At 38.5% G+C, this 21,064-nt stretch carries 18 protein-coding genes; 4 read left to right on the forward strand and 14 right to left on the reverse strand.

Annotated features, from left to right (window positions below; translation table 11 throughout):
* The first annotated feature begins 280 nt into the window (after positions 1-280).
* A complete protein-coding gene (locus tag JOD14_RS13435; protein WP_275581413.1) occupies positions 281-409 on the forward strand; it encodes a transposase in 129 nt (42 codons plus the stop codon).
* Between the two features lie 320 nt (positions 410-729).
* Here the strand turns inward: JOD14_RS13435 and JOD14_RS10830 are convergent, their stop codons facing one another.
* Positions 730-2,109: an APC family permease gene (locus JOD14_RS10830; protein ID WP_204654811.1), complete on the reverse strand. Its 1,380-nt coding sequence runs from the start codon at positions 2,107-2,109 to the stop codon at positions 730-732.
* 241 nt (positions 2,110-2,350) lie between these two features.
* On the opposite strand from JOD14_RS10830, the gene JOD14_RS10835 reads away from it, so the two are divergent.
* Positions 2,351-3,418 (forward strand): acyltransferase family protein, encoded by a 1,068-nt coding sequence (locus JOD14_RS10835; protein ID WP_204654812.1) that lies wholly within the window; start codon positions 2,351-2,353, stop codon positions 3,416-3,418.
* Positions 3,419-3,487: 69 nt separating this feature from the next.
* On the opposite strand, the gene JOD14_RS10840 is transcribed toward JOD14_RS10835, so the two are convergent.
* The 3 genes from JOD14_RS10840 to JOD14_RS10850 all read right to left on the reverse strand — a co-directional run bounded on the left by JOD14_RS10840 (position 3,488) and on the right by JOD14_RS10850 (position 8,611).
* The gene (locus JOD14_RS10840; RefSeq protein WP_204654813.1) at positions 3,488-4,990 is read right to left on the reverse strand and encodes a phosphohexomutase domain-containing protein; all 1,503 of its coding nucleotides are present in this window, start codon (positions 4,988-4,990) and stop codon (positions 3,488-3,490) included.
* A 96-nt stretch (positions 4,991-5,086) separates the two neighbouring features.
* On the reverse strand, positions 5,087-6,868 hold the full coding sequence (locus tag JOD14_RS10845) for an ABC transporter ATP-binding protein (protein WP_204654814.1): 1,782 nt from the start codon (positions 6,866-6,868) through the stop codon (positions 5,087-5,089).
* Positions 6,869-8,611, reverse strand: coding sequence for an ABC transporter ATP-binding protein (locus JOD14_RS10850; protein WP_204654815.1), 1,743 nt, complete (start codon positions 8,609-8,611; stop codon positions 6,869-6,871). It abuts the gene before it with no gap.
* 181 nt (positions 8,612-8,792) lie between these two features.
* Between JOD14_RS10850 and JOD14_RS10855 the strand changes: the two genes are divergently transcribed.
* Entirely contained in the window at positions 8,793-9,617 is an 825-nt protein-coding gene (locus JOD14_RS10855) for an AraC family transcriptional regulator (RefSeq protein WP_204654816.1), read from the forward strand.
* A gap of 62 nt (positions 9,618-9,679) precedes the next feature.
* Here JOD14_RS10855 and JOD14_RS10860 read toward each other — a convergent pair whose 3' ends face one another.
* The 10 genes from JOD14_RS10860 to JOD14_RS10905 all read right to left on the reverse strand — a co-directional run bounded on the left by JOD14_RS10860 (position 9,680) and on the right by JOD14_RS10905 (position 19,546).
* Positions 9,680-9,859 carry a hypothetical protein gene (locus JOD14_RS10860; protein WP_204654817.1) on the reverse strand — a complete coding sequence of 60 codons (180 nt, stop codon included), beginning with the start codon at positions 9,857-9,859 and terminating at the stop codon, positions 9,680-9,682.
* Positions 9,860-9,990: 131 nt separating this feature from the next.
* Positions 9,991-11,541 carry a PASTA domain-containing protein gene (locus JOD14_RS10865; protein ID WP_204654818.1) on the reverse strand — a complete coding sequence of 517 codons (1,551 nt, stop codon included), beginning with the start codon at positions 11,539-11,541 and terminating at the stop codon, positions 9,991-9,993.
* The gene (locus tag JOD14_RS10870) at positions 11,534-12,208 is read right to left on the reverse strand and encodes an ABC transporter ATP-binding protein (protein WP_204654819.1); all 675 of its coding nucleotides are present in this window, start codon (positions 12,206-12,208) and stop codon (positions 11,534-11,536) included. Before JOD14_RS10870 ends, JOD14_RS10865 begins: the two co-directional genes overlap by 8 nt.
* 12 nt (positions 12,209-12,220) lie before the next feature.
* Positions 12,221-13,729: an ABC transporter permease gene (locus tag JOD14_RS10875; protein WP_204654820.1), complete on the reverse strand. Its 1,509-nt coding sequence runs from the start codon at positions 13,727-13,729 to the stop codon at positions 12,221-12,223.
* A 211-nt stretch (positions 13,730-13,940) separates the two neighbouring features.
* Complete coding sequence (gene dtd / locus JOD14_RS10880) at positions 13,941-14,387, reverse strand: D-aminoacyl-tRNA deacylase (protein WP_204654821.1); 447 nt, start codon at positions 14,385-14,387, stop codon at positions 13,941-13,943.
* A gap of 9 nt (positions 14,388-14,396) precedes the next feature.
* Positions 14,397-16,610: a RelA/SpoT family protein gene (locus JOD14_RS10885; RefSeq protein WP_204654822.1), complete on the reverse strand. Its 2,214-nt coding sequence runs from the start codon at positions 16,608-16,610 to the stop codon at positions 14,397-14,399.
* A gap of 90 nt (positions 16,611-16,700) precedes the next feature.
* Positions 16,701-17,450: a 16S rRNA (uracil(1498)-N(3))-methyltransferase gene (locus JOD14_RS10890; RefSeq protein ID WP_204654823.1), complete on the reverse strand. Its 750-nt coding sequence runs from the start codon at positions 17,448-17,450 to the stop codon at positions 16,701-16,703.
* A 1-nt stretch (position 17,451) separates the two neighbouring features.
* The gene (prmA, locus tag JOD14_RS10895; protein ID WP_204654824.1) at positions 17,452-18,399 is read right to left on the reverse strand and encodes a 50S ribosomal protein L11 methyltransferase; all 948 of its coding nucleotides are present in this window, start codon (positions 18,397-18,399) and stop codon (positions 17,452-17,454) included.
* A gap of 15 nt (positions 18,400-18,414) precedes the next feature.
* On the reverse strand, positions 18,415-18,894 hold the full coding sequence (locus JOD14_RS10900; protein ID WP_204654825.1) for a DUF3013 family protein: 480 nt from the start codon (positions 18,892-18,894) through the stop codon (positions 18,415-18,417).
* Between the two features lie 22 nt (positions 18,895-18,916).
* The gene (locus JOD14_RS10905) at positions 18,917-19,546 is read right to left on the reverse strand and encodes a DNA-3-methyladenine glycosylase (RefSeq protein ID WP_204654826.1); all 630 of its coding nucleotides are present in this window, start codon (positions 19,544-19,546) and stop codon (positions 18,917-18,919) included.
* A gap of 164 nt (positions 19,547-19,710) precedes the next feature.
* Here JOD14_RS10905 and JOD14_RS10910 point away from each other — a divergent pair, with 164 nt between their 5' ends.
* Positions 19,711-20,988, forward strand: a complete 1,278-nt coding sequence (locus JOD14_RS10910; protein WP_204654827.1) for a replication-associated recombination protein A — start codon at positions 19,711-19,713, stop codon at positions 20,986-20,988.
* Positions 20,989-21,064 lie beyond the last annotated feature (76 nt).

The following is a 21,064-nucleotide window of genomic DNA, read 5'->3' on the forward strand; positions in this document are numbered from 1 at the left end:
TTAATTATAAGGGAAACAGATGCTTTTTTGTTATAGAAAGAAAAAGGGTGTTCTTACCAATTTCTTAGTAACAACACCAAATATTATAGACCCATCATTACTTTGTTGGGAGGTTGTTTGTTTTTTATAAACCACAATTTTACACGCAACTTACTTTTGCAGATTTTGATCAATCTGTTAGTTTAAAAAATAAACCCTAGGAATCATTGGATTAAAAAAACGGCTTGTATTTCTTGAGAAAAGCTAAAAAAGAAATATGCTAAATAAAAAAGGTAATGTTGTGCAACTTTTACGAATAGCTTTAGGCGCCGTACTAATTCAAAATGAATATGGCTTTAGTGATAAAGAAACCGTTATGCAAATTCAAGAAAATCTTTCATTTGCCGAAATCACCCGATTTGTTAATTGATACTCGTGATTCATTATTTTTTAAAATAAATTATTTCATATTCTTTTATAAAAAAAATTTTTTATGCATCTATTGCTAGGTCCATCCAGATTAGCGAACCGAAGAGAATCATTGGCGCCGAAGCCGTGTCAAAAGATTCGATGTGAATTACGGAAGCTTGGTGCTTTAGCAACTAGCTCTCCGTTTGAAGCTCGAAAGCTGAGAGACTACAGGCTCGAAGCGGTCTCACGGCCACCTAAGCCAATGAATTCTCGTAGGTGAGCGGTGCTTACAAACTAAATTTGGCACGCTATGAATATTTTGCAATTATTCAGTAGACATTATTTATTTTCATTTAAATGACTATTTTTATACCCGTAGAAGAAATAAATGATTAAACCAATCGCCACCGTAATGGCAAATACAATCCAAGTAGCTGTTTGTAATCGTGTCATCAAAAAGGCACAGGCTAGGGCACTTAACCACGGCAAGACTGGCACAAAAGGCACTTTATATTCACCTTTTTTCGGTTCTCCCATCATTTTACGTAAACGAATAATTCCGAGTGACATTAAGATTAAACATGCTAAAGCCGTAATATTCGTTAGTTCCGCTAAAAGATCCAGTGGAAAAGCGGCCGCAAAGAACAACGCAATGGCTCCTGTAACAAACGTTGCTCGTACCGGTGTCCGGTGTTTCTTATCAATTTTTTGTAAAAAAGCGGGTAACAAACCGTCTTGGCTAATCGCATAGACTAAGCGAACCAATGAATACAACATCGAGATGGTTACTGTTAATAACGTTAAAATCGCACCGACTGAAAGAATTGAGCCAACCATGCCTAAATTGACGTAACGCATCGCAAAAGCTACGGGGTCACCCACGCCAAGCTCGGTGTAAGGAACAATCCCTGTTAAAATGAACGTCACAATCACATAAAGAACCGTTGCGATAATAATTGAACCGATAATTCCCCTTGGAATATCTTTTTGTGGGTCTTTGACTTCTTCGGCCGCCATGGCAATCGCATCAAAACCTAAGAAAGCAAAGAAAACTAATGCCGCACCATCAAAAACACCTGAAAGCCCGTATGGTAAGTATGGCTTCCAATTACTAGGTTCCACAAAAAAGACACCAACCACAATAAATAAAGCAATAATCCCAAATTTAACCCAAACCATTGCATTGTTTAAGCGTAATGCTTTTTTTGCTTCTTGACTAACCCAAAATGTGATAAAAATAACAACCAAAGCCGCGATTAAATCAACATAAGTCCCAGCTTTGGCGTTGTACCCTGCTGTCAAAGCGGTTGGTAACTGCACGCCCATGCTTGCTAAAAAACCTTGGACATAAGAAGACCAACCTGAAGCAACCGATGAAACCGCCAGTAAATATTCGCAAATTAAGAACCAACCCGCTAACCATCCGATCAGTTCACCAAATACGACATATAAATAACTGTATGGTCCGCCTGTAACCGGCACCCGAGAAGCAAATTCAGCAAATGAAAAACCACTTAAAATGACGACAAATGCTGCGACAACAAACGAAAGGGTCGCAGCAGGACCAGCATAGTTTGCTGCTGCGGTACCGGTTACAACAAAAACCCCTGTTCCAATCACCGCACCGATGCCTAACATAATCAAATCTTTTAATTTTAAATTCTTTTTCATAAACCCCTGCGTTGCTGGCCGCAGTGTTTTTTTACGAAATACGTTCATCCATATCCTCTTTTCTTTTATTTTTTCATCTTTTTATTCTATTTTTCATTCCCTATTTTAAACCTTCCTAACTTTATCAAATTTTCTGTCAATTCTCCATTAAAAACTAAAGAAAATGCAATTTTTCACGGCTTCACTCAATAATCTCAGACTTTTGATTGATTTTTTGATTCTGCTCTAGTCGACAACGCGCTTTTCAAGTATGATAGTCCCAGATAAGTTCGTTTTAAAGGAGAGCACATTGAATAAAATTTCTTCTCAACTTGAGCAATCGAATCGCTACTCGGCCATTGATTGTATGCAATTGCTTTGTTCACTGGCAGTCGTCTTAATCCATGTAGGGACCGTCGTTGAACAGCCAATCTACCATTTTTTAATTAAAAGTGTCATTTGTCGAATTGCTGTTCCTTTGTTTTTCATAAGTAGCGCTTTTTTCTTTCGTCAAAAATATCAACGTTCTTTTTATTTATACCGGTCTTGGTTAAAACGATTTTTAAAACAATACTTTTGGATTAGTCTTTTTTATTTGCCCTTAGGAATCTGGTATTTTTCGCAACAAATTGATTTCAAATTGTTGCATCTTCCTATTTTTTTCACAGTTGGCTTCCTTTATGCGGGGACGATGTATCATTTATGGTTTTTCCCCGCACTTTTACTTGCTTTGTATTTAGCGACCAAACTAATTCAAACCATCGGCTATTTTTGGGCCTTTCTCATAAGCTTTTTTTTATACTTGCTTGGAGCGGGTGAAACATATTTTGCTTATTTAAAAGGGAGCTTTTTAGAAAATAGTTATCAACGTTTTTTCAATTTATTTATTACGACGAAAAACGGGCTGTTCTTTGGCTTGATTTTTGTCATCGTTGGTTTTTATTTAGCCGATACTTTAAAGAAAGAAACCTTTTTCTCACGTCATTTAAAAAAATTATTGTTTGGCTCGTTCTTCTTGTTTGCAATAGAAGCTCATTTTATTTATGCTCAACCTGGACTAGATAAAAATTTTATTTTTGCACTCATTCCATTGAGTTATTGCCTATTTTACTGGTTGCTATCTTTGGAATTTTCTACACCCAAAACGTTGGGACTACGGCTGCTAAGTCAGAAAATCTATTTTTTCCACTTGCTACCCATTGAGTTATTAAACTTACTTTGGAAGCACTCAACTACGCTTTCAGCCGCACAGTTTGGCCAATTGAAATTTTTACTTGGCGTCACTTTCTCCCTGGTCATCTTTTTTATTTTTGAATACTGGAAAAAATCGCCTTCTTTTCAAATGGCTGCTATTTTTTCTAAACAACCCAGCAAATAACTACATGAGTATAACCCACCTTAAAAGTGCCGTTAAATGCGCTTTTAAAGTGGGTTCCTTCGTCGTTGTTTAATTTAACAAGGCAACCAACTTCTCTTGATTGACTTTTTCATAAGCGTTTAAAAATTGATGCATCTCTTGTAAAACGAGGGGAATGATACCGTTTTGGTCATTTTCAACTTGTAAAACAAGTAGCGGTTCATGCAAGCTCATGCGTAATAAGAACCAGCCTGAACCAAATCCATCACTTAATTTAAAACGGATGCCTTCTTCGTTTTCTGGGTCAACTTGCCAGCCCGCAACTTGAATTTCAGCCAAATCGGCAATCACTTGTTCACCAAGCGTACGATAATCGGTTTGTTCTAACTTGAAACGAACTTCTTGCGTTTCAACGGGTTTTTTTAACGTCGCAATCATTTCTTCCAGTGTTTGATTATTTTTTTCTAGTTGCGGCAAGAGCATTAAGATTTTCGCAATCACATAAGCCCCGTCATCTAGGAAATAGTTTTCTTTAAAGGCCGCATGCCCACTTGTTTCAATCGCTAGTTGGCAATCAATCCCTGCTTCATTTAACGCAATCCCCTTATTAATGACGTTACGGTAACCAGAAATATACCGGACTTGTTTGCCCCCGAGTGCTTCGATGAATTCTTTTAGATGGTCAGTTGTTGGTGAATTCGTCACAATACTAGAGCCCGGATGTTCGCTTAAAACAATATGGCTCAATACCGCAATTAAATTGTTCCGATTTAACACTTCACCGGATTTCGTCACCACCGCTGAACGATCGACATCCGTGTCAAAAATCACACCTAAATCAGCCCCCGTCGCTAAAACAGCGGCTTGAATGCTCGCCATTGCTTCTTGGTTGTCGGGATTTGGAATATGATTGGGAAAATGACCATCTGGTTCTAAAAATTGGGAGCCGGTTGTATCCGCACCAAGTGGTTGTAACACTTTTTCTGCAAAATAACCACCTACACCGTTGCCGGCATCTACAATAATTTTTAAACCCGTTAATGGTTTTTCTGGTTGTCCTTGAATGCCACGGCGAATTTTTTCGACTAAATCTTGGGCGTAAGGCGTAATTAAATCAGCCTGTGTCAAAGTACCTGTCACCTCGCTTGCAAGCATCGTTGGATTGGCTAAAATGGCTTGGATATCTTCTTTTTCGGCACCACCACTTTGACTAAAGATTTTCACCCCATTAAAGTAATACGGCAAATGGCTGGCCGTTAGCATAATGCCCGCATCACAAGCAAATTGTGGAAATTGCGTACTCATAAACATAGCTGGCGTAGTGGCTAGACCAAAATCAATCACATCCGCCCCCTGTTTGAGAAACGAATCGATCATGCTTTGTTTTAAAGCATCGCCGCTCAAACGAGAATCTTGACCAATGCCGATTACCCATCTTTTCGCTGGTGTCGCTGCTTTTTGTTTCAACCAATGCAAAATACCAGATGCGACCTGGTAAACGGCGGCGGGTGTTAAATTCGCCTCATACTCCTCTGTTGCAATGGCAATACCACGAATGTCTGATCCATTTTGTAACGCTTGTAAATCACTCACCAAAAATCGACCCCTCTACACGTTTTTATACTCGTCCATTATAACCCAAAAAAGCTCAAAAGTCAGAGGGGGATCTGACTTTTGAGCAAGATTTGATTAGCTCGCACGAATCAAATCATATTGTGATTGATACAGGTGATGGTACAACCCTTTTTGGGCCATTAATTCTTCATGGGTACCGGCTTCGGCAATTTTACCGCCAGATACGTAGAAGATTTGCGAGCTATTTTTAATCGTTGATAAGCGGTGGGCAATGATAAAGGAGGTGCGACCTTTTAAGAGCTGTTGCAAGCCTTCTTGTAAGAGCTCTTCGGTTTTCGTATCGATACTTGACGTTGCTTCATCTAAAATTAAAATCTTAGGATCTGCAAGCAACGCCCGCGCAAAAGAGATTAACTGACGTTGCCCGGCCGACAAAGTACTGCCTCGTTCTTCGACCACTGTTTGATAGCCATCTTTTAAATCTTTAATGAAATCATGCGCACGCACCACTTTGGCAGCGGCAATGATCTCTTCTTCGGTTGCCTCTAATTTTCCATAACGAATATTGTCTAAAATCGTACCGGAAAAGACAAAAGTATCTTGCAACATGACTCCCATTTGCGTTCTTAAAGAAGCAAGTGTGACGTCACGGACATCATGCCCATCCACTTTAACACTGCCTTCATTGACATCATAAAAACGACTTAACAAGTTAATGATGGTCGTTTTACCCGCTCCTGTTGGTCCAACTAGTGCAATGGATTGTCCTGGTGTAATCGTAAAGTTGACACCATCTAAAATATTTTTTCCTGGTTCATAACGAAACACAACGTTTTCAAAATCAACTTGACCTTGAATCGGTGGTAAAACTTTCGCCGTTGGAGCATCTTGAATATCAGGCACTTCATCCATTGTTTCAAAAATTCGTTCTAAATAAGCCGTTGCCGTAATTAAGGAATTGTAAAAATTCCCAATATTAATCACTGGATTCCAAAAGTTATTAATATAACCAATAAAGGCAATTAAAGTCCCCGTTGACACATCCACACCAATTTGACGAATACCGACAAAATAAATCAAACTTGTCGTTAAAACGGAAATATTTTGTACCCCAGGCCATAATAGAAATTGCACTTTCACGGCTTTCATCCAAGCATTGCGGTATTCATTGCTGACTTCATCAAAAATTTGCGCATTTTCTTCTTCACGTGCAAAAGATTGGGTGATTTTAATTCCTGAAATACTTTCGTGAATATAAGCATTTAAGTTCGATTGTTTGTTACTTAATTGTTGATACGCTTTACGTTGTTTGTCTTTAATGTACATGACCATCACAAACAAAATTGGGAGTAAAATCAAACTATAAAGCGTTAACTTTACATCAATAAAGAACATAAAGACTAAGGTGATCACCACACTAAAAACATCGGAAATCAAATTAATTAAACCATTACTTAACAGGTCACTTAACGTGTTAATGTAGTTGACAACCCGAATTAAAATCTTGCCGTGTGGTCGATTATCAAAATAAGAAAAGGGTAGTCGTTGCAAATGTTCAAAAATTGAATAGCGCATATCTTTTAAAATGTCTTGACCAATTTCAGTAATCGCAACAATCCGATATTTCATACACCAAGCAATAAAAAGCAATGATACGAAAAACAAGCCACTAATAATCAACAGTAATTGAATATTTTTTTGTGGAATGACTTCATCAATCGCAATTTTCATGAAATAAGGACCAAACATACCCGCAATATTGGCCAAAATGATAACGACTAAAACTTTCAAAATCGCTGGTTTGTATGGACCAACATAACCACCTAAACGTTTGTAGTGCGACCAATTAAATTCCTGCTCTAACTCCTCATCAACGTCAAATTTATTTCGTGCCATCTAGCCCACCTCCCCATTGGTTAAACCTAATTGTTTTTGATAAACTTCATAATAGAAACCTTTTTTAGCAATCAATTCTTCATGCGTCCCTTGTTCCACCACATGCCCTTTTTCCATCATTAAAATCAAGTTGGCGTCACGCACAGAAGAAATACGGTGAGCGATAATAAAGGTCGTTTTTTCTCCCGTTAAATTCGTTAATTCTTTTTGAATTTTTGATTCGGTTTCCATATCAACCGCCGACGTAGTATCATCTAAAATCAAAATACTTGGGTCTTTCGCTAACGCACGAGCTAAAGAAATCCGTTGCTTTTGACCACCAGACAAGCCCACGCCACGTTCGCCAATAATCGTGTCATACCCTTGTGGCATTTTCGAAATAAAGTTATGCGCATCGGCAATTTCAGCGACTCTTTGAATGTACTCTGGCTCCACATAAGGATTCCCAAAAGCGATGTTGTCTTCAACCGTATTGGAGAATAAGAAAACATCTTGCATAACCATTGAGATATTCTCACGGAGCTGTCGAACAGGATAATCTTTGGCATTTTTTCCGTCAATTAAAATCTTCCCTTGCGTTGGATCGTAAAAACGAGCGACTAAGTTCACTAGCGTCGTTTTACCTGAACCGGTCTCACCTAAAATTCCGATTGTTTGGCCAGGTGCGACTTTAAAGGATACCTCGCTTAAAACATTCGTCTCTGGATCATCAGAAAAATGGAAGGAAACATCTTGAAATTCAACGAACCCTTTTACTTTTAGTTCTTCTTGATTATCGACCACTGGAATCGTCGCTTTCGTGTGAATCATTTGACGAATTTTAATACAAGAAGCATTAAAACGTTGGACGTCATTAATGAGCCAGCCACTCATACGCATCGGTTGATTTAACATCCATAAAAAACCATTAAAGGTAATCAAATCACCTAACGTCATTTGGCCTTTAATTACCAACCAACCACCAATTAATAGCGTCGTCATCGTTAAACTTCCTGCTAATAAATCGAGCCACGGCAAGAATTTAGCAGAAACTTCTGCGGATGCCATGTTTCTTTTTTTGTAATCTTCGTTATAATCATTAAATTTTTCAATTTCAAATTCTTCACGCGCAAACGCTTTAACTACACGGTTTCCGCCAATGTTTTCTTCAACCATTGAGTTCAGCCGTGAAAAACTTTCGCGAATTTCAAAGAAGACTGGATGGGCTTCTTTTGACATTTTCATCGTTAAAAAATAAATCAATGGTGTAATCACAACTAAGGCGAGCATCAACGGAAAATTAATCCAGCCCATCATAATAATCGCGGCCACAAACCATAAAATCGACTCAATACTATTGTAGCTAACCCATGAAACAAAATGGCGAATAGCGTCTGTATCACCCGTCATGCGTGCCATAATATCCCCAACACGCGTATGGTTGAAGAAATCAAAATCAAGTTCTTGAAGTTTTTTATACAAGTCTTGACGCAAACGAAATAACACGTTTTGACTAACACGCTCAAACATAATTTGGTACGTATAGCGAATCACCGTACGAATAAACTGAACACCAATCATAATTGCTAAAAATGGTACGAGTAAATTCACTTGTCCCCCATCGATTACTTTATCGACCAACTGTCCCGTTAAGATTGGGTTAATTACAATTAACAAGGAATTGACAACAACAAAAACAAGGGCAATCATCATTTTAACTTTATAATTTTTCAAATATTGCCAAAGCCATTGAAAATTATTCAAACCAAACACCTCTTTCTTTTTTACTAGTCTTATCTTACAGGTTCGCCAAATAAAAAGAATGGAATATCTTATAATAGACAATGGAAATTTCTATGCATTTTTTCGGCCGTTTTTTTGGTTTGTTTCTACTTTTGCGTTATAATAGAAAGATAAGAATTTTCAAGATAAATGGAGGCTGCCAATGAATTTCCAATGCTTTAACCCTGAAATTTTATATGCTTTTGATGTTTGGAATCAGCCAAACAATGAAAACACCATCCACCATCATGATTTTTTTGAAATATCGATTATTTTACAAGGCGAATCCTTATATTTAATCGACGAAGAATGGAAAACGGTTCGCAGTGGTGATATTTTACTTTTTAATCCGGGCGTTGATCATGCGGAAAAGCAATTAATCAATACTTATTCTCATCAACTTCATATTGGGATTAAAAACTTTCAACTTTACGGTTTAGAAAAGAACTTCTTCCCGACACATGGTTCACTGTTGTCAATGCAAGATAGTCAGTTTAAGATTTTTGATAAAGCTTGGCAGTTAATAGAAGAATTTAATCAACAAAAAACCCATTTCAATCTAATGGGTCGCGCACTTGTGATGGAAATGATGCTTTTCATTTTACGAAGCTTAGAAAAAGAAGAGCAGTTGTCAGAAGAAGAACATACCAGTCAAAACGATCGAATGAATCAAGTCGTTCAACTCATCATGACTTATATGGAGAACAATTTTGCCAAAGATATTTCAATTGAACAGTTAGCTACTTTATATTATGTGAGTCCGACGTATTTATCTAAAATTTTTAAAGACATTACCGGCGTCTCTCCGATTAACTACCTCATTCAAATTCGCTTAACCAAAGCCCGACAATTGCTTGAAAAAGAGGAAGATTTAACCGTCAAAGAAGTCGCCAAAGCCGTTGGATACGAAGATGCCTATCATTTTAGCAAATCATTTAAAAAACATTTTGGCCTCTCCCCCTCAATGATTCGTAGTTTGGAGAAGTAAGGTTTGAGACAAAATCCCAGCTAACCACGAAAAAACACCTCGAGACTAGCTGGAATATTTGGTTATTTTTTTGTTCCTTCATTCCAACGATTGGGACTCCAAATACTGCCTTCTAGTGCAATTTGAAGGCTTTCATTGTCGTCTTCAAGTTGTTCAATATATTTACGAACTTCTGACAATAAAAACTGATTTTCGCTTGTTTCGATTTTTTTGAGCTCTTCGTCTAACCATTGATTGCGCATTTTTTTCACCTCAATAAAAGTGTAACAAAATCTCCTAAAAATAAAAGTAATACGCCTTTTGAAGGTGACAATCACGAAAAAAGACAACCTCGCTAGCTACAAGTTGTCTTTTTCTCGTTTCGTTATTTTTGTTATTCTGCTACGACTTCTTTTTCTTCGACTTGTTTGGTTGTCGTCATAACGGAAGCTTCAGGCACTTCTTGCACTTCGGGCGCTTCAGGAACGACTGGAACGGTTTCCGTTAAATTGCCTAAACTAATTCCTATCCAAATGGTCGCTTCCATTCCGATAAATTGCCCGTAAGTACTCATTTCAACAACGGTTCCTTTCGGTTGAGAAGAATCAACATAGTAAACCGAATAGTTTACATAGGCACCTTTTGATTGGTACTCGTCAAAAAAGAGTTGGGCTAAATCGCCTTCTGAAACACTGCCACGCAAGTCTTTCAGATAAGGTTTCCCTTGTGAATAAACGACAACGACCGTTGGGATGTCGTCGGTTTCATCGTATTGTTCGCCAGCCGCGACGGATTGACTAATAAATTGCCCGAATGGAACAACATCCGAATACATATTTTTGATGACCGCTGGGACTTTTCCTTGAAGTTGACTCGCTTCTTCTGTTGTATATTGACTATAATCAGGCACTTCCAACGCTTTACCTTTTGAAACAGATAAGGTGAACGTATCATTTTTAGCCATTTTAGTTTTTGCAGCAGTTTCTTGTGAAATAACCAGATTTAAAGCGACTGTATTAGAGAAGTCTTTCACTGCGTTTAGTTTTACACCATTTTTCTTCGCCCATTCTTCGACTTCAGCGAGTGTTTTTCCTGTAAAATCAGGCACTTCAATATCTTTTTCAAAAACTTCGACACCTTTTGAATAATAAACCATTAAGCGATCTTTTCGCTGATAATCTTCGGCTTTTAATTCTTTGTTTCCAAATTCTTGCTTAATAAATTTCCCTTTTGCAACCGTCTCATCATAGTTTTCAATTAAGGTTGTATTTTCCGCCTTGTTTTCTTCGATCCATTTTTTCGCTTCGGTCACCGTCATTTTCGAAAAATCAGGTAACGTTAGTTTATCTTCTGGATTTGGGCCTAAACTGCCTTTAATCGTTAACGTTTTGCCTTTGCGAATTTTTTTATTGGCTTTCACGCCTTGGTCAATCACTTGGTTCACAGGAACATCAAAGTTATACGTTTGTTCGACTTCGATTTTTACGCCTTCTTCATTCCCCCAAGTCCGAACAGCTGAAATTTCTTTTTCCACAAAATCAGGCACTTTGACATGGGTCAACTGATAATACAAAAAGCTCAGTAAAAGAACGGCCAATACACTCCCTGAGCCAATAAGCGCATATTTTTTTTGTTGCTTTTTCTTATAAGTTGGATCAAATTCAGTTTCTTCATTTTGAAAGCGACTAACGGTCGAAACATTTTTTTGTTGACGACGAGAAGTTTTTTCCGGTATCGGTTCTTTTTCGACTTCTGCGCTTACTGTTGTTTGACGAGCTTCATTTGTAAACACCGGTTCCTCACGAAGCGGTTCAGAAATGGTATTTGGCACAGGTTCTTTTGGCAAAAGCTCTTCAGCTGCTGCTTGCTCAGAATCAACCGGTGTTTCCGTCTTTTTTTTCCCATCGTAGTTATCTTTTGTAAAATTTGATAAAAAATCACTCATATGGTTTCAACACACCTTTTCGTAAATAAAAGACTTCATCGGCTTGTTGCGCGATTTCATTGGAATGCGTCACCATGATGACACATTTGTCGTGCTTATGTGCTAATTCTTTAAAGATATCAACAATCTCTTGTTCCATTTCTTCGTCTAAGTTTCCTGTTGGTTCATCTGCTAAAATGATATCGACGTTCGTTGCTAGCGCCCGCGCAATCGCCACCCGTTGTTGCTCTCCCCCTGAAAGTTGGTTCACTAAACGGTTCGCTTTATCTTTGGTAATGCCAATATAATCAAGTAAATTATACGCAACTTCGTGATGATTTTTTGGCATCTCGTTTTCGGTGACTGACATTGGAACGAGCACGTTTTCTACGGCGGTTAAATAAGGCACTAAGTTATAACTTTGAAAAATAATACTAATTTTATTCCGACGAAACGTTTCGTAGCCAATTTCTTTAATATCTTTGCCATTTAATAAGATTTCTCCCGCTTTTGGCGTATCTAAGGCGCTAATCAATGATAAAAAGGTTGTTTTCCCCGAGCCAGATTGGCCTAAGATGGCATACAGTTTGCCTTTTTCAAATTGAACAGAAGCATCTTTCAAAATAAAACGACGCTGATCCCCGTCTTGGTAATAATAATCGACATTTTTTGTTTCTAATAAAGTCATGAAAATCCCTCCTTACATCATAATTTTCTTCGGATTTAATCTTAAAATATAAAGTAGTGGTAAAGCTGCTGATAACAAGACCGTGCCAATCCCAATTAGTAAGAAACTAATCATGTAACCCGCTGAAAAACTGACTTGATAAGCCTCTTGAACATCTGCTGCAGTTAAATTACTGCTCATTAAACCAGTATTATAATAATACATGTCTTGATTGCTACTAAACCAATCCATTTGCAGCAATGAATTTGACATCGTGCTCGCTAAGAAATTCCCCGTAATTAAAGCTAAAATTAAAGCTAGGGCACTGGTTAAAAGAAGTTCGACAACGATTTGGCCAATAATTTTTCCGCGATTTTCACCTAATGCTAAATAAATACCTAGTTCGTGTTTGCGGTCACGTAAAAATAGTAAGACCATTAAAGAGATAATTAATAGTGAGGCAATCACCGCCGCCCACACAACATAACCTGAAATTTTACCTAACTTTTTCATCCCGCCAGCCACTTGATCGTATTGGTCGCTTGACGCTCGAATTTGGAAATATTCATTTGAAATTAACGCATTGGCTTCTTCACGAAAAGCTTCTAAATCATCGGTTGATTTTAAAACATAACTTACTTGGTAATAATCGTTATCTTCGCTGATTTCTTCTGGTATCTTCCAGATTTTCTCATTCATTTGACGATTTAATTCTTTTACTAATTTATTTGGCGCATAAATCGTATTAATTTGTTCCGTTGCCATCCATTCATTATTCGAATTATCGTTTGGATCCGTTGATTTTGAAGCTTCTTTTTTGACAACACTGAAAATACCAATGACCGTTGCTGGAAAATCAAACGTCACCACTTCTGGACCCGTCGCTTCACTTGACTCGTCATCATCGGTTGTCGTTTCGCCTTCCATCATCATATCTGAATAATATTCACCCGTAACGTCAAAAATAACTTGGTCTCCTACCGACAAGTTATTTAATTCAGCGACTTCTTTACTAATTAAAATATTGCTACTACCTTCTTCAATATCTTTGTCGCTAAAAACCGCACCTTCAACAAGTTTAATTAACCCTTCTTCCAGATCAACAATTTCTTTACGGTTAACACCTTTCCATGTTTGTTGGTATTTATAGCTCCCGCCGTAAGAGATACCACCATCGTCTGGTGTATAAGATTTAATCTTATTTAAACCAGAATAACCCGAGATTGAATAATCATAGTATTTTACATACGGCAAGTTCCCAATCGCCTCATATTCTTTCAACGTTGGTTGCTGATACCAATCATCGTTTTCAAACTTCTCTGGATTTTTTTGTTGCTCTTTATCGAGTCGTTCATAATCCATCTCAACCGTCGCAACGGCCCCCATTTTCTTTTTCGTTGCTTCTTCCACATTTTTTGTAGATTGCTCAATTGAGACTGCACCCGCAATCACGTTTCCTAAAATAAAAATAACCAAAAATAAAATCAGTGAGCGCCCTTTTCGACGTGTCACACTTTTCAACCCTCTTTGCCAAAAATTCATTTTCTTCCCTCCTGAAAAAATATGTTGTTATGAATGATTATTCCACACTTCAATCCGATGCTCAATAGCTTTTTATTTTTTTAACGTACATTTATAACACGTTTAATTTTTTAAAGCTATTTGTCCTGTTCTATCAGTCTTTTTCAAAAAAAAACAAATCTCACCTTTTTCTAACAAAGTTGTAAGATTTGCTTTTTTTTTAATCTTTTCTTTACTTTTCTCGCGTATCTATCACAATCGTAACTGGTCCATCATTCACTAAAGCAATTTGCATATGCGCACCAAATTCACCTGTCGCAACAGTTATGTTTGCCTCACGTAATTTTTGGTTAAACAACGCATACAAATCCGTGGCAACTTCTGGTCGGGCTGCCTTCGCATAACTTGGACGATTGCCTTTTTTCGTATCTGCGTAAAGGGTAAACTGCGAAACGCTTAGGATTTCTCCAGCAATTGCAGCTAAATCTAAATTCATTTTTCCTTGCTCGTCTTCAAAAATTCGTAATTTGGTAATTTTTCGGACAAGGTAATCGACCTCTGCCTCGGTGTCCTCTTCATGAATGCCTAATAAAATGAGTAAACCGGGACCAATGGCACCAATGGTTTGATTTTCAACGGCAACACTGGCACTTGTAACTCTTTGAATAACTGCTTTCACTTTTCTCTTCTATCCTTTCGTCCGATCAACGCTGTAGACATCTGGGATTTGTTGGATGCGGGTCACTATTTGTTGTAAATGTGCTAAATTTTGAATCGAAACCGTTAAACGAATCGTCGCATTTTTATCTTTGTCAGCTTTGGCTTCTACGCTTGAAATTCGTTTCGTTAGTGAATTGACCGTTTGTAAAACATCATTTAATAAACCAGAACGATCAAATCCATGAATCGCTAAGTCGGTATCGTATTCTTTTTGGCTACTTCCTGCATCTTCCCATTCAACTTCGATTAAACGGGCTTGGTTTTCTGGGGAGTTGACGATATTCGGACAATCTGATCGGTGAATCGATATCCCACGACCTTTTGTAATGTAGCCTACAATCGGATCTCCTGGGACGGGATTACAACAACGGCTAATGCGAATCATTAAGTTTTGAACCCCTTGAATGACCACGCCGCCTTCATGTCGGATTTTCATTTTATCTGATTTTTTTTCAGCTGCCGGCTTCATCAATTCTTGTAACTTTTGTTTTTCTTTTTCTTGTAACTTTTCTTTTCGCTCTTGCTCGGTCACTCGATTCACAAACGTTGTTGCGCTAATTTCACCGTAACCAATCGCAGCATATAAATCTTCATCGGTATGATAATTATAACGCGTTAAGGCTTCTTGCAAACGATTTTTCGTTAAAATCTCTTTTGGTGCTAAATTCATCTCTAATAACACTTTGACAACAGCATCGCGACCTTTTTCAATATTTTCATCGCGGCCTTGGGTTTTAAAGAAGCGACGAATCTTGTTTTTAGCTTTACTAGTAGCGACTAAATTTAGCCAATCTCGACTCGGACCAAATGAATTGGGTGACGTTAAAATCTCGACGATATCACCATTTTTGAGTTTATAGTCTAGTTGAACGATTTTACCATTAATTTTGGCGCCAACCGTTTTGCTGCCGATATCCGTATGAATGTTATAAGCAAAATCAAGCGGACCAGAGCCTTGTGGTAACTCCGACACATCGCCTTTGGGAGTAAAAACATAAACTTTATCGCTAAAGATATCCCCCTTGACGCCTTCCATAAATTCAGAAGCATCAAAACTTTCATCTTGTAATTCAAGTAATTCTTGGAACCAGCTCACTTGCTGACCCACTTTGTCTGGTTTGGCTTTTTCGGTGACGCCTTCTTTATACGCCCAGTGTGCAGCGACCCCAAATTCGGCAATTTCATGCATTTCATGCGTTCGAATTTGAATTTCAATCGGGTTGCCTTTTGGACCAATGACCGTTGTATGCAAAGACTGATACATGTTCGCTTTTGGCATCGCAATGTAGTCTTTGAAACGTCCTGGCATTGGTTTCCACTTTGTATGAATGGTCCCTAAAACCGCATAACAATCTTTAATCGAATCCACAATGACTCGAATCGCTAACAAATCATAAATTTCATCAAATTGTTTTTTCTTATCCACCATTTTACGGTAAATCGAATAAATATGTTTCGGTCGGCCGTAGATTTCGGCATAAATATCCAATTCTTCCGTAGCAATCCGAATTTCTTCTACCGTTTCTTCGATATAAGTTTCACGTTCATCACGTTTACTTTGCATCAAGTGGACAATTCGATAATACTGCTTAGGATTTAAATAACGCAAAGAGCGGTCTTCTAACTCCCATTTAATCCGGCTAATCCCTAAGCGGTGCGCAAGCGGGGCATAGATTTCAATCGTTTCCTGCGCAATTCGACGCTGTTTATCTTCACGCAAATGCGTTAACGTTCGCATATTATGTAGTCGGTCGGCTAACTTAACCATAATTACACGTAAGTCTTGTGCCATCGCCATTAACATCTTTCGGTGGTTTTCGGCGAGTTGTTCTTCATGTGATTTATAGTGAATTTTGCCTAACTTCGTGACACCATCGACTAACATCGCTACGTCTTTGCCAAATTCTGCTTCTAAATCGGCTAAGGTAACGTCCGTATCTTCTACAACGTCATGCAAAAAACCTGTCGCAATGGTATGCGGATCCATATGTAATTCTGCTAAAATACCAGCAACTTGAATCGGATGAATAATATACGGTTCACCGGATTTACGAAATTGCCCTTCGTGTGCTTTCGTCGCATAATCCAACGCTTTTTTTACAAATTCTGTGTGAGCAGGACTCATGTAAAAAGAAACGAGCTTGATCACATTCGGTCCAGTTAATACGACTTCTTTCGCCATAAAAAAACCTCCTTTATACTCATTTTTCCCGGTCATTGGCTTTTTTTAGTAAGTCAATAAACGAGTCTTTCTTTTAATTATACAATGTTTTTATTGTAATTCAAATTGGTAACTAACCGCACTTAATAAATAAAGTGGGGCTGTTTCACACCGTAAAATTCGTGGGCCTAAACCACAAAGGCGCGCACCGGCAGCTTCTAAAGTCGTCACTTCTTTTTGGCTTAAACCGCCTTCTGGACCAAAAATAACTAATAAGGTCGCACCTAAAGGCAAACGCTTCAGTGTCTGAACGAGTTGACTTTGTTCTCCTTGCTTCGCCGATTCTTCATAAGCAACTAAAATGGCGTCATACTGCGTTAATGTTTGGTAAAAAGCTTGACTTGAAGAAAACAAAGTAATCGTTGGCGTCACTTGGCGATGGGATTGTTCCGCTGCTTCTTGGGCTATTTTTTCCAGACGTTGTTGTTTTTTTTGCAACTTTTTATCATCCCATTTGACAACCGATGCTTGCGCTGGAAAACCGACGAATTGATGGGCGCCAAGCTCCGTTACTTTTTGAGCAATAAATTCCATCTTATCGCCTTTTGGATACCCTGAAGCAATCGTCACTTGAATCGGTAACTCTTTTGCTTGTTGCTCTTTCCCGATTTCTTTTAAGTAGACACTGTGCTCACTAATTTCTATAATCTCAGCAATAATGGTCGTTTGGTTCGTAAAAACCAAATACACTTGACGACCACTGACCATCCGCATCACACGAACCATGTGGTGGTAACCTTCGCCTTGTACTTCATAGCGTTCTTTTGGTTGATAAGCTTCTTCTAAAAAATATCTTTGCATCTTATTCTTCCTCGGGTTTGCCTAATACAATGGCGAACCAATCTTTTTGCTGTAAAATTTCTTCGACCACAAACCCTTGCGCTTGCATTGCGTCAATGACCATTTGTTTTTTGTCAGCAATAATACCAGAAACAATCAATTTCCCCGTTTGTTTTAATAAACGCCAAGCATCTGGAATCATTAATAAAATAATATCCGCTAAAATATTAGCAACAATGATGTCGGCTTCAAGCGTAACTTCTTTTAATAAATCATTGGCTTGGACGACCACGTCTTTAGCAATTGGATTTAAATCCATGTTTTCTTTCGCTGCACGCACCGCCACTTCATCTAAGTCATAGGCATAAACCTCATTTGCGCCTAAATACTTACTAGCAATACTTAAAACACCAGAACCCGTCCCAACATCGAGCACCGTTTCTCCGCCACGCAAACAAACTTCTAACGCTTGCAAAGTTAAATTCGTTGTCGGATGCGTCCCTGTCCCAAAAGCCATCCCGGGATCCAGTGTGATGATTTTTTCATTTGGGTCACTTGTTTCATATTTTTCCCAACTAGGCACAATCGTTAAATAACGGGTCACACGGACGGGGTGGTAATACTTTTTCCAAGCAGTCGCCCAATTTTCATCGACCACTTCACTGACCGTTAGTTCATTTTTACCAATCGCTAAACCAAATTCAGGCAATTTTGCGACCGAATCTTGAATAAAAGGAAGAATTTCGGGTAAAAAGATTGTTTCAGGAAAATAAGCCATCACCATCGCGCCTTCTTCAAGCGTGGTATACGTCGATGCATCTAAAATTTCACCATACGCATCACTTTTGAAATTTTCAACGTCAAGTGCGTCTTCAATGGCAACACCACTGGCACCTGCTTCCATTAAAATATTGGCGATGGCTTCAACGGCTTCGCTTGACGTCTCAATTTTTACTTCATTCCACTTCATGTTTTTTTCTCCTTTTTAGTAGCTTGGGTATGGGATATAAGCTGTTTCATTGGCGTATTTTTTGGTTGCATCTTGATACTTTTCTTCGTCAAAAGTCAGTTCGAAAATCTCAAGGGTTTCATCACTTAAAAAGTCGATTAAATCACTCGTCCCTTGTTCTAAAATTTCTTTTAAATAATCAACTAAGCCCGCTAAGTCTTTTTGCGGCAACCCTTTTTTTCCTTCATAAGGCAGACAAGCTAAATAATCTTCTTGGTTAAATTTTGATTTTTCTGGGTTATAAAGTAAGATGCCGTCTTCAAATTCGATGACTTCTTCTTCAGTCTTTACCCCACTGACGTCATCAATTTGCCATTGTTCTTTATTTTGCGCAAATAGTAAAAAAACCAATTCAATCGTATGGTTTTTAGGATCCCAGTCAATTGCGACTTCATAATCATTCATTTTTTTGTTTAATTGTGTGTCTAAAAAAGTCAGCATTGTTTCTTTTGCCATGTTTTTTTCCTCATTTCTATTGCTATTTATTTAATTGCCAACCATGATGATCATCCAGTTGGCTTTTGCGTATATTCGTTACATAAGGATTGCCGGCTGCAATAAAACGCAGGGGCATTTCCGTCCACTTTCCTTTATTAGGAATCCCAATTCGAGGCAAACGGATAATTTTTTTAGGGATTTGTCTTTTTTCAGGTACAAGATGCAACGGACTTGAAAAAATCGATTGGCCATACAAAGCTTTATCAATCCCTAAAGCAGCGACTAATTTCCCAGGGCCATTTGATAAATCCTTGCCTTTTTTCGGCCGATTTTCTTGCATTTGTGTTAAACCTTCTACCGGTTCAAAGCCACGAATCATCACTCCTTGAGGGGTCCCTTTGGCTTGTGTCACGAGATTTAAAATTAAGTGCGTATGCATCGTATATAAGTAAATCGTGCCCGGGTGATCATACATCGCTTTTAATCGAGGCGTCTTTTTCATACCGTGGCTATGAGCGGCTTCATCTTCTGGGCCTAAATACGCTTCACAGTCAACAATATACCCACCTAATTTACCAGATGGGGTGTCGTATTCTAAATACATGCCGACCAAATACGCCGCAATTTCTTCTGTTGATTTTGTTTGAAAAACTTCTATGGCTGGATTCATTTTCATCACCTATGGCTAATAATACACAATTCTTTGTTAATGCGCCATAAAGAATCACTTTCGTTTGAAAAAGCCACGAAAAGATTGCCTTATGATATACTAAAGCTGTTTACAAATACTTGATGATAAAACAAACGAAAACCAAAGAAAGAAGGTGGCATATCATGCAAAAACCACTTGCCTATCGCATGCGACCCAAAAATATTGAAGAAGTGGTGGGACAAGCACACCTCGTCGGCCCAGGAAAAATTATTCGCCGAATGGTCGATGCCAAAATGCTGTCTTCGATGATTTTGTATGGTCCTCCTGGCACTGGTAAAACAAGTATAGCTAGTGCGATTGCTGGTTCAACGCACTACGCTTTTCGCATTTTAAACGCCGCAACCGATAGCAAAAAAGACTTACAAGTCGTTGCCGAAGAAGCAAAGATGAGCGGTACGGTGATTTTATTACTCGATGAAGTCCATCGACTCGATAAAACCAAACAAGACTTCTTGTTGCCTCATCTTGAAAGTGGTCGAATTATCTTAATTGGTGCGACGACTGAAAATCCTTATATTACCATTAATCCAGCGATTCGCTCACGAGCACAAATTTTCGAAGTCTTTCCTTTAAATGAAACAGATATCCAACAAGCCATCCAAAAAGCGCTGGCAGAGCCCACTATTGGGTTGGGCGACTTGCCAGTTACGTTAGATGAAGAAGCCCTTTTACACTTAAGTCGCGCCACCAATGGCGATTTACGTAGCGCATTAAATGGTCTGGAACTCGCTGCTAAGTCAACCCCAAAAAATGAGAGGGGTGTGATTCATTTAACCCTACCAATTATTGAAGAATGTGTACAACGAAAATCACTCACCCACGACAAAGATGGTGACGCGCACTACGATGTTATTTCAGCCTTTCAAAAATCGATTCGAGGCAGCGATGTGGATGCGGCGTTACATTATTTAGCACGGCTAGTTGAAGCAGGCGACTTAGCCATTATTTGCCGACGCCTGCTTGTCATTGCCTATGAAGATATTGGACTGGCTAATCCAAGTGCCGCTAGTCGCACCGTCAATGCCGTATTGGCAGCCGAAAAAATTGGCTTCCCTGAAGCACGTATCCCGCTAGCACAAGCGGTGATAGACTTATGCTTGTGTCCAAAATCAAATTCGGCCATTACGGCAATCGATCTGGCGCTTGCTGACATTCATGCAGGAAAAGCCGGTGACGTGCCGAATCATTTACGAGATAGCCACTATCAAGGAGCGAAACAGTTAAATCGTGGCATTGGCTACTTATATCCCCACCAAAGCGAACTTGGTTGGGTAAAACAACAATATTTACCCGATAAATTAAAACAGGCGCGTTATTACTTACCAAAGCAAACCGGGAAGTACGAGCAAGCCTTGGCTTTTCGCGCGACACAACTTGATGAGTGGAAACGGAAAAATTAATAAAAAAAGAGGCAATCTATCTTAATCGTAGATTGTCTCTTTTTTAAACATTGTTTTTTAATCCAGCGTTTTTCAC

This window comes from Enterococcus lemanii, assembly GCF_016909125.1.
In the GTDB taxonomy this organism is placed as follows: domain Bacteria; phylum Bacillota; class Bacilli; order Lactobacillales; family Enterococcaceae; genus Enterococcus_I; species Enterococcus_I lemanii.

Bases quoted from the DNA above. Each gene is read 5' to 3' on its own strand.
- JOD14_RS10830 (WP_204654811.1), bottom strand. From the start codon at position 2,109: ATGAACGTATTTCGTAAAAAAACACTGCGGCCAGCAACGCAGGGGTTT.
- JOD14_RS10845 (WP_204654814.1), bottom strand. From the start codon at position 6,868: ATGGCACGAAATAAATTTGACGTTGATGAGGAGTTAGAGCAGGAATTT.
- JOD14_RS10855 (WP_204654816.1), top strand. From the start codon at position 8,793: ATGAATTTCCAATGCTTTAACCCTGAAATTTTATATGCTTTTGATGTT.
- JOD14_RS10860 (WP_204654817.1), bottom strand. From the start codon at position 9,859: ATGCGCAATCAATGGTTAGACGAAGAGCTCAAAAAAATCGAAACAAGC.
- JOD14_RS10865 (WP_204654818.1), bottom strand. From the start codon at position 11,541: ATGAGTGATTTTTTATCAAATTTTACAAAAGATAACTACGATGGGAAA.
- JOD14_RS10870 (WP_204654819.1), bottom strand. From the start codon at position 12,208: ATGACTTTATTAGAAACAAAAAATGTCGATTATTATTACCAAGACGGG.
- JOD14_RS10875 (WP_204654820.1), bottom strand. From the start codon at position 13,729: ATGAATTTTTGGCAAAGAGGGTTGAAAAGTGTGACACGTCGAAAAGGG.
- JOD14_RS10885 (WP_204654822.1), bottom strand. From the start codon at position 16,610: ATGGCGAAAGAAGTCGTATTAACTGGACCGAATGTGATCAAGCTCGTT.
- JOD14_RS10890 (WP_204654823.1), bottom strand. From the start codon at position 17,450: ATGCAAAGATATTTTTTAGAAGAAGCTTATCAACCAAAAGAACGCTAT.
- prmA (WP_204654824.1), bottom strand. From the start codon at position 18,399: ATGAAGTGGAATGAAGTAAAAATTGAGACGTCAAGCGAAGCCGTTGAA.
- JOD14_RS10900 (WP_204654825.1), bottom strand. From the start codon at position 18,894: ATGGCAAAAGAAACAATGCTGACTTTTTTAGACACACAATTAAACAAA.
- JOD14_RS10905 (WP_204654826.1), bottom strand. From the start codon at position 19,546: ATGAATCCAGCCATAGAAGTTTTTCAAACAAAATCAACAGAAGAAATT.
- JOD14_RS10910 (WP_204654827.1), top strand. From the start codon at position 19,711: ATGCAAAAACCACTTGCCTATCGCATGCGACCCAAAAATATTGAAGAA.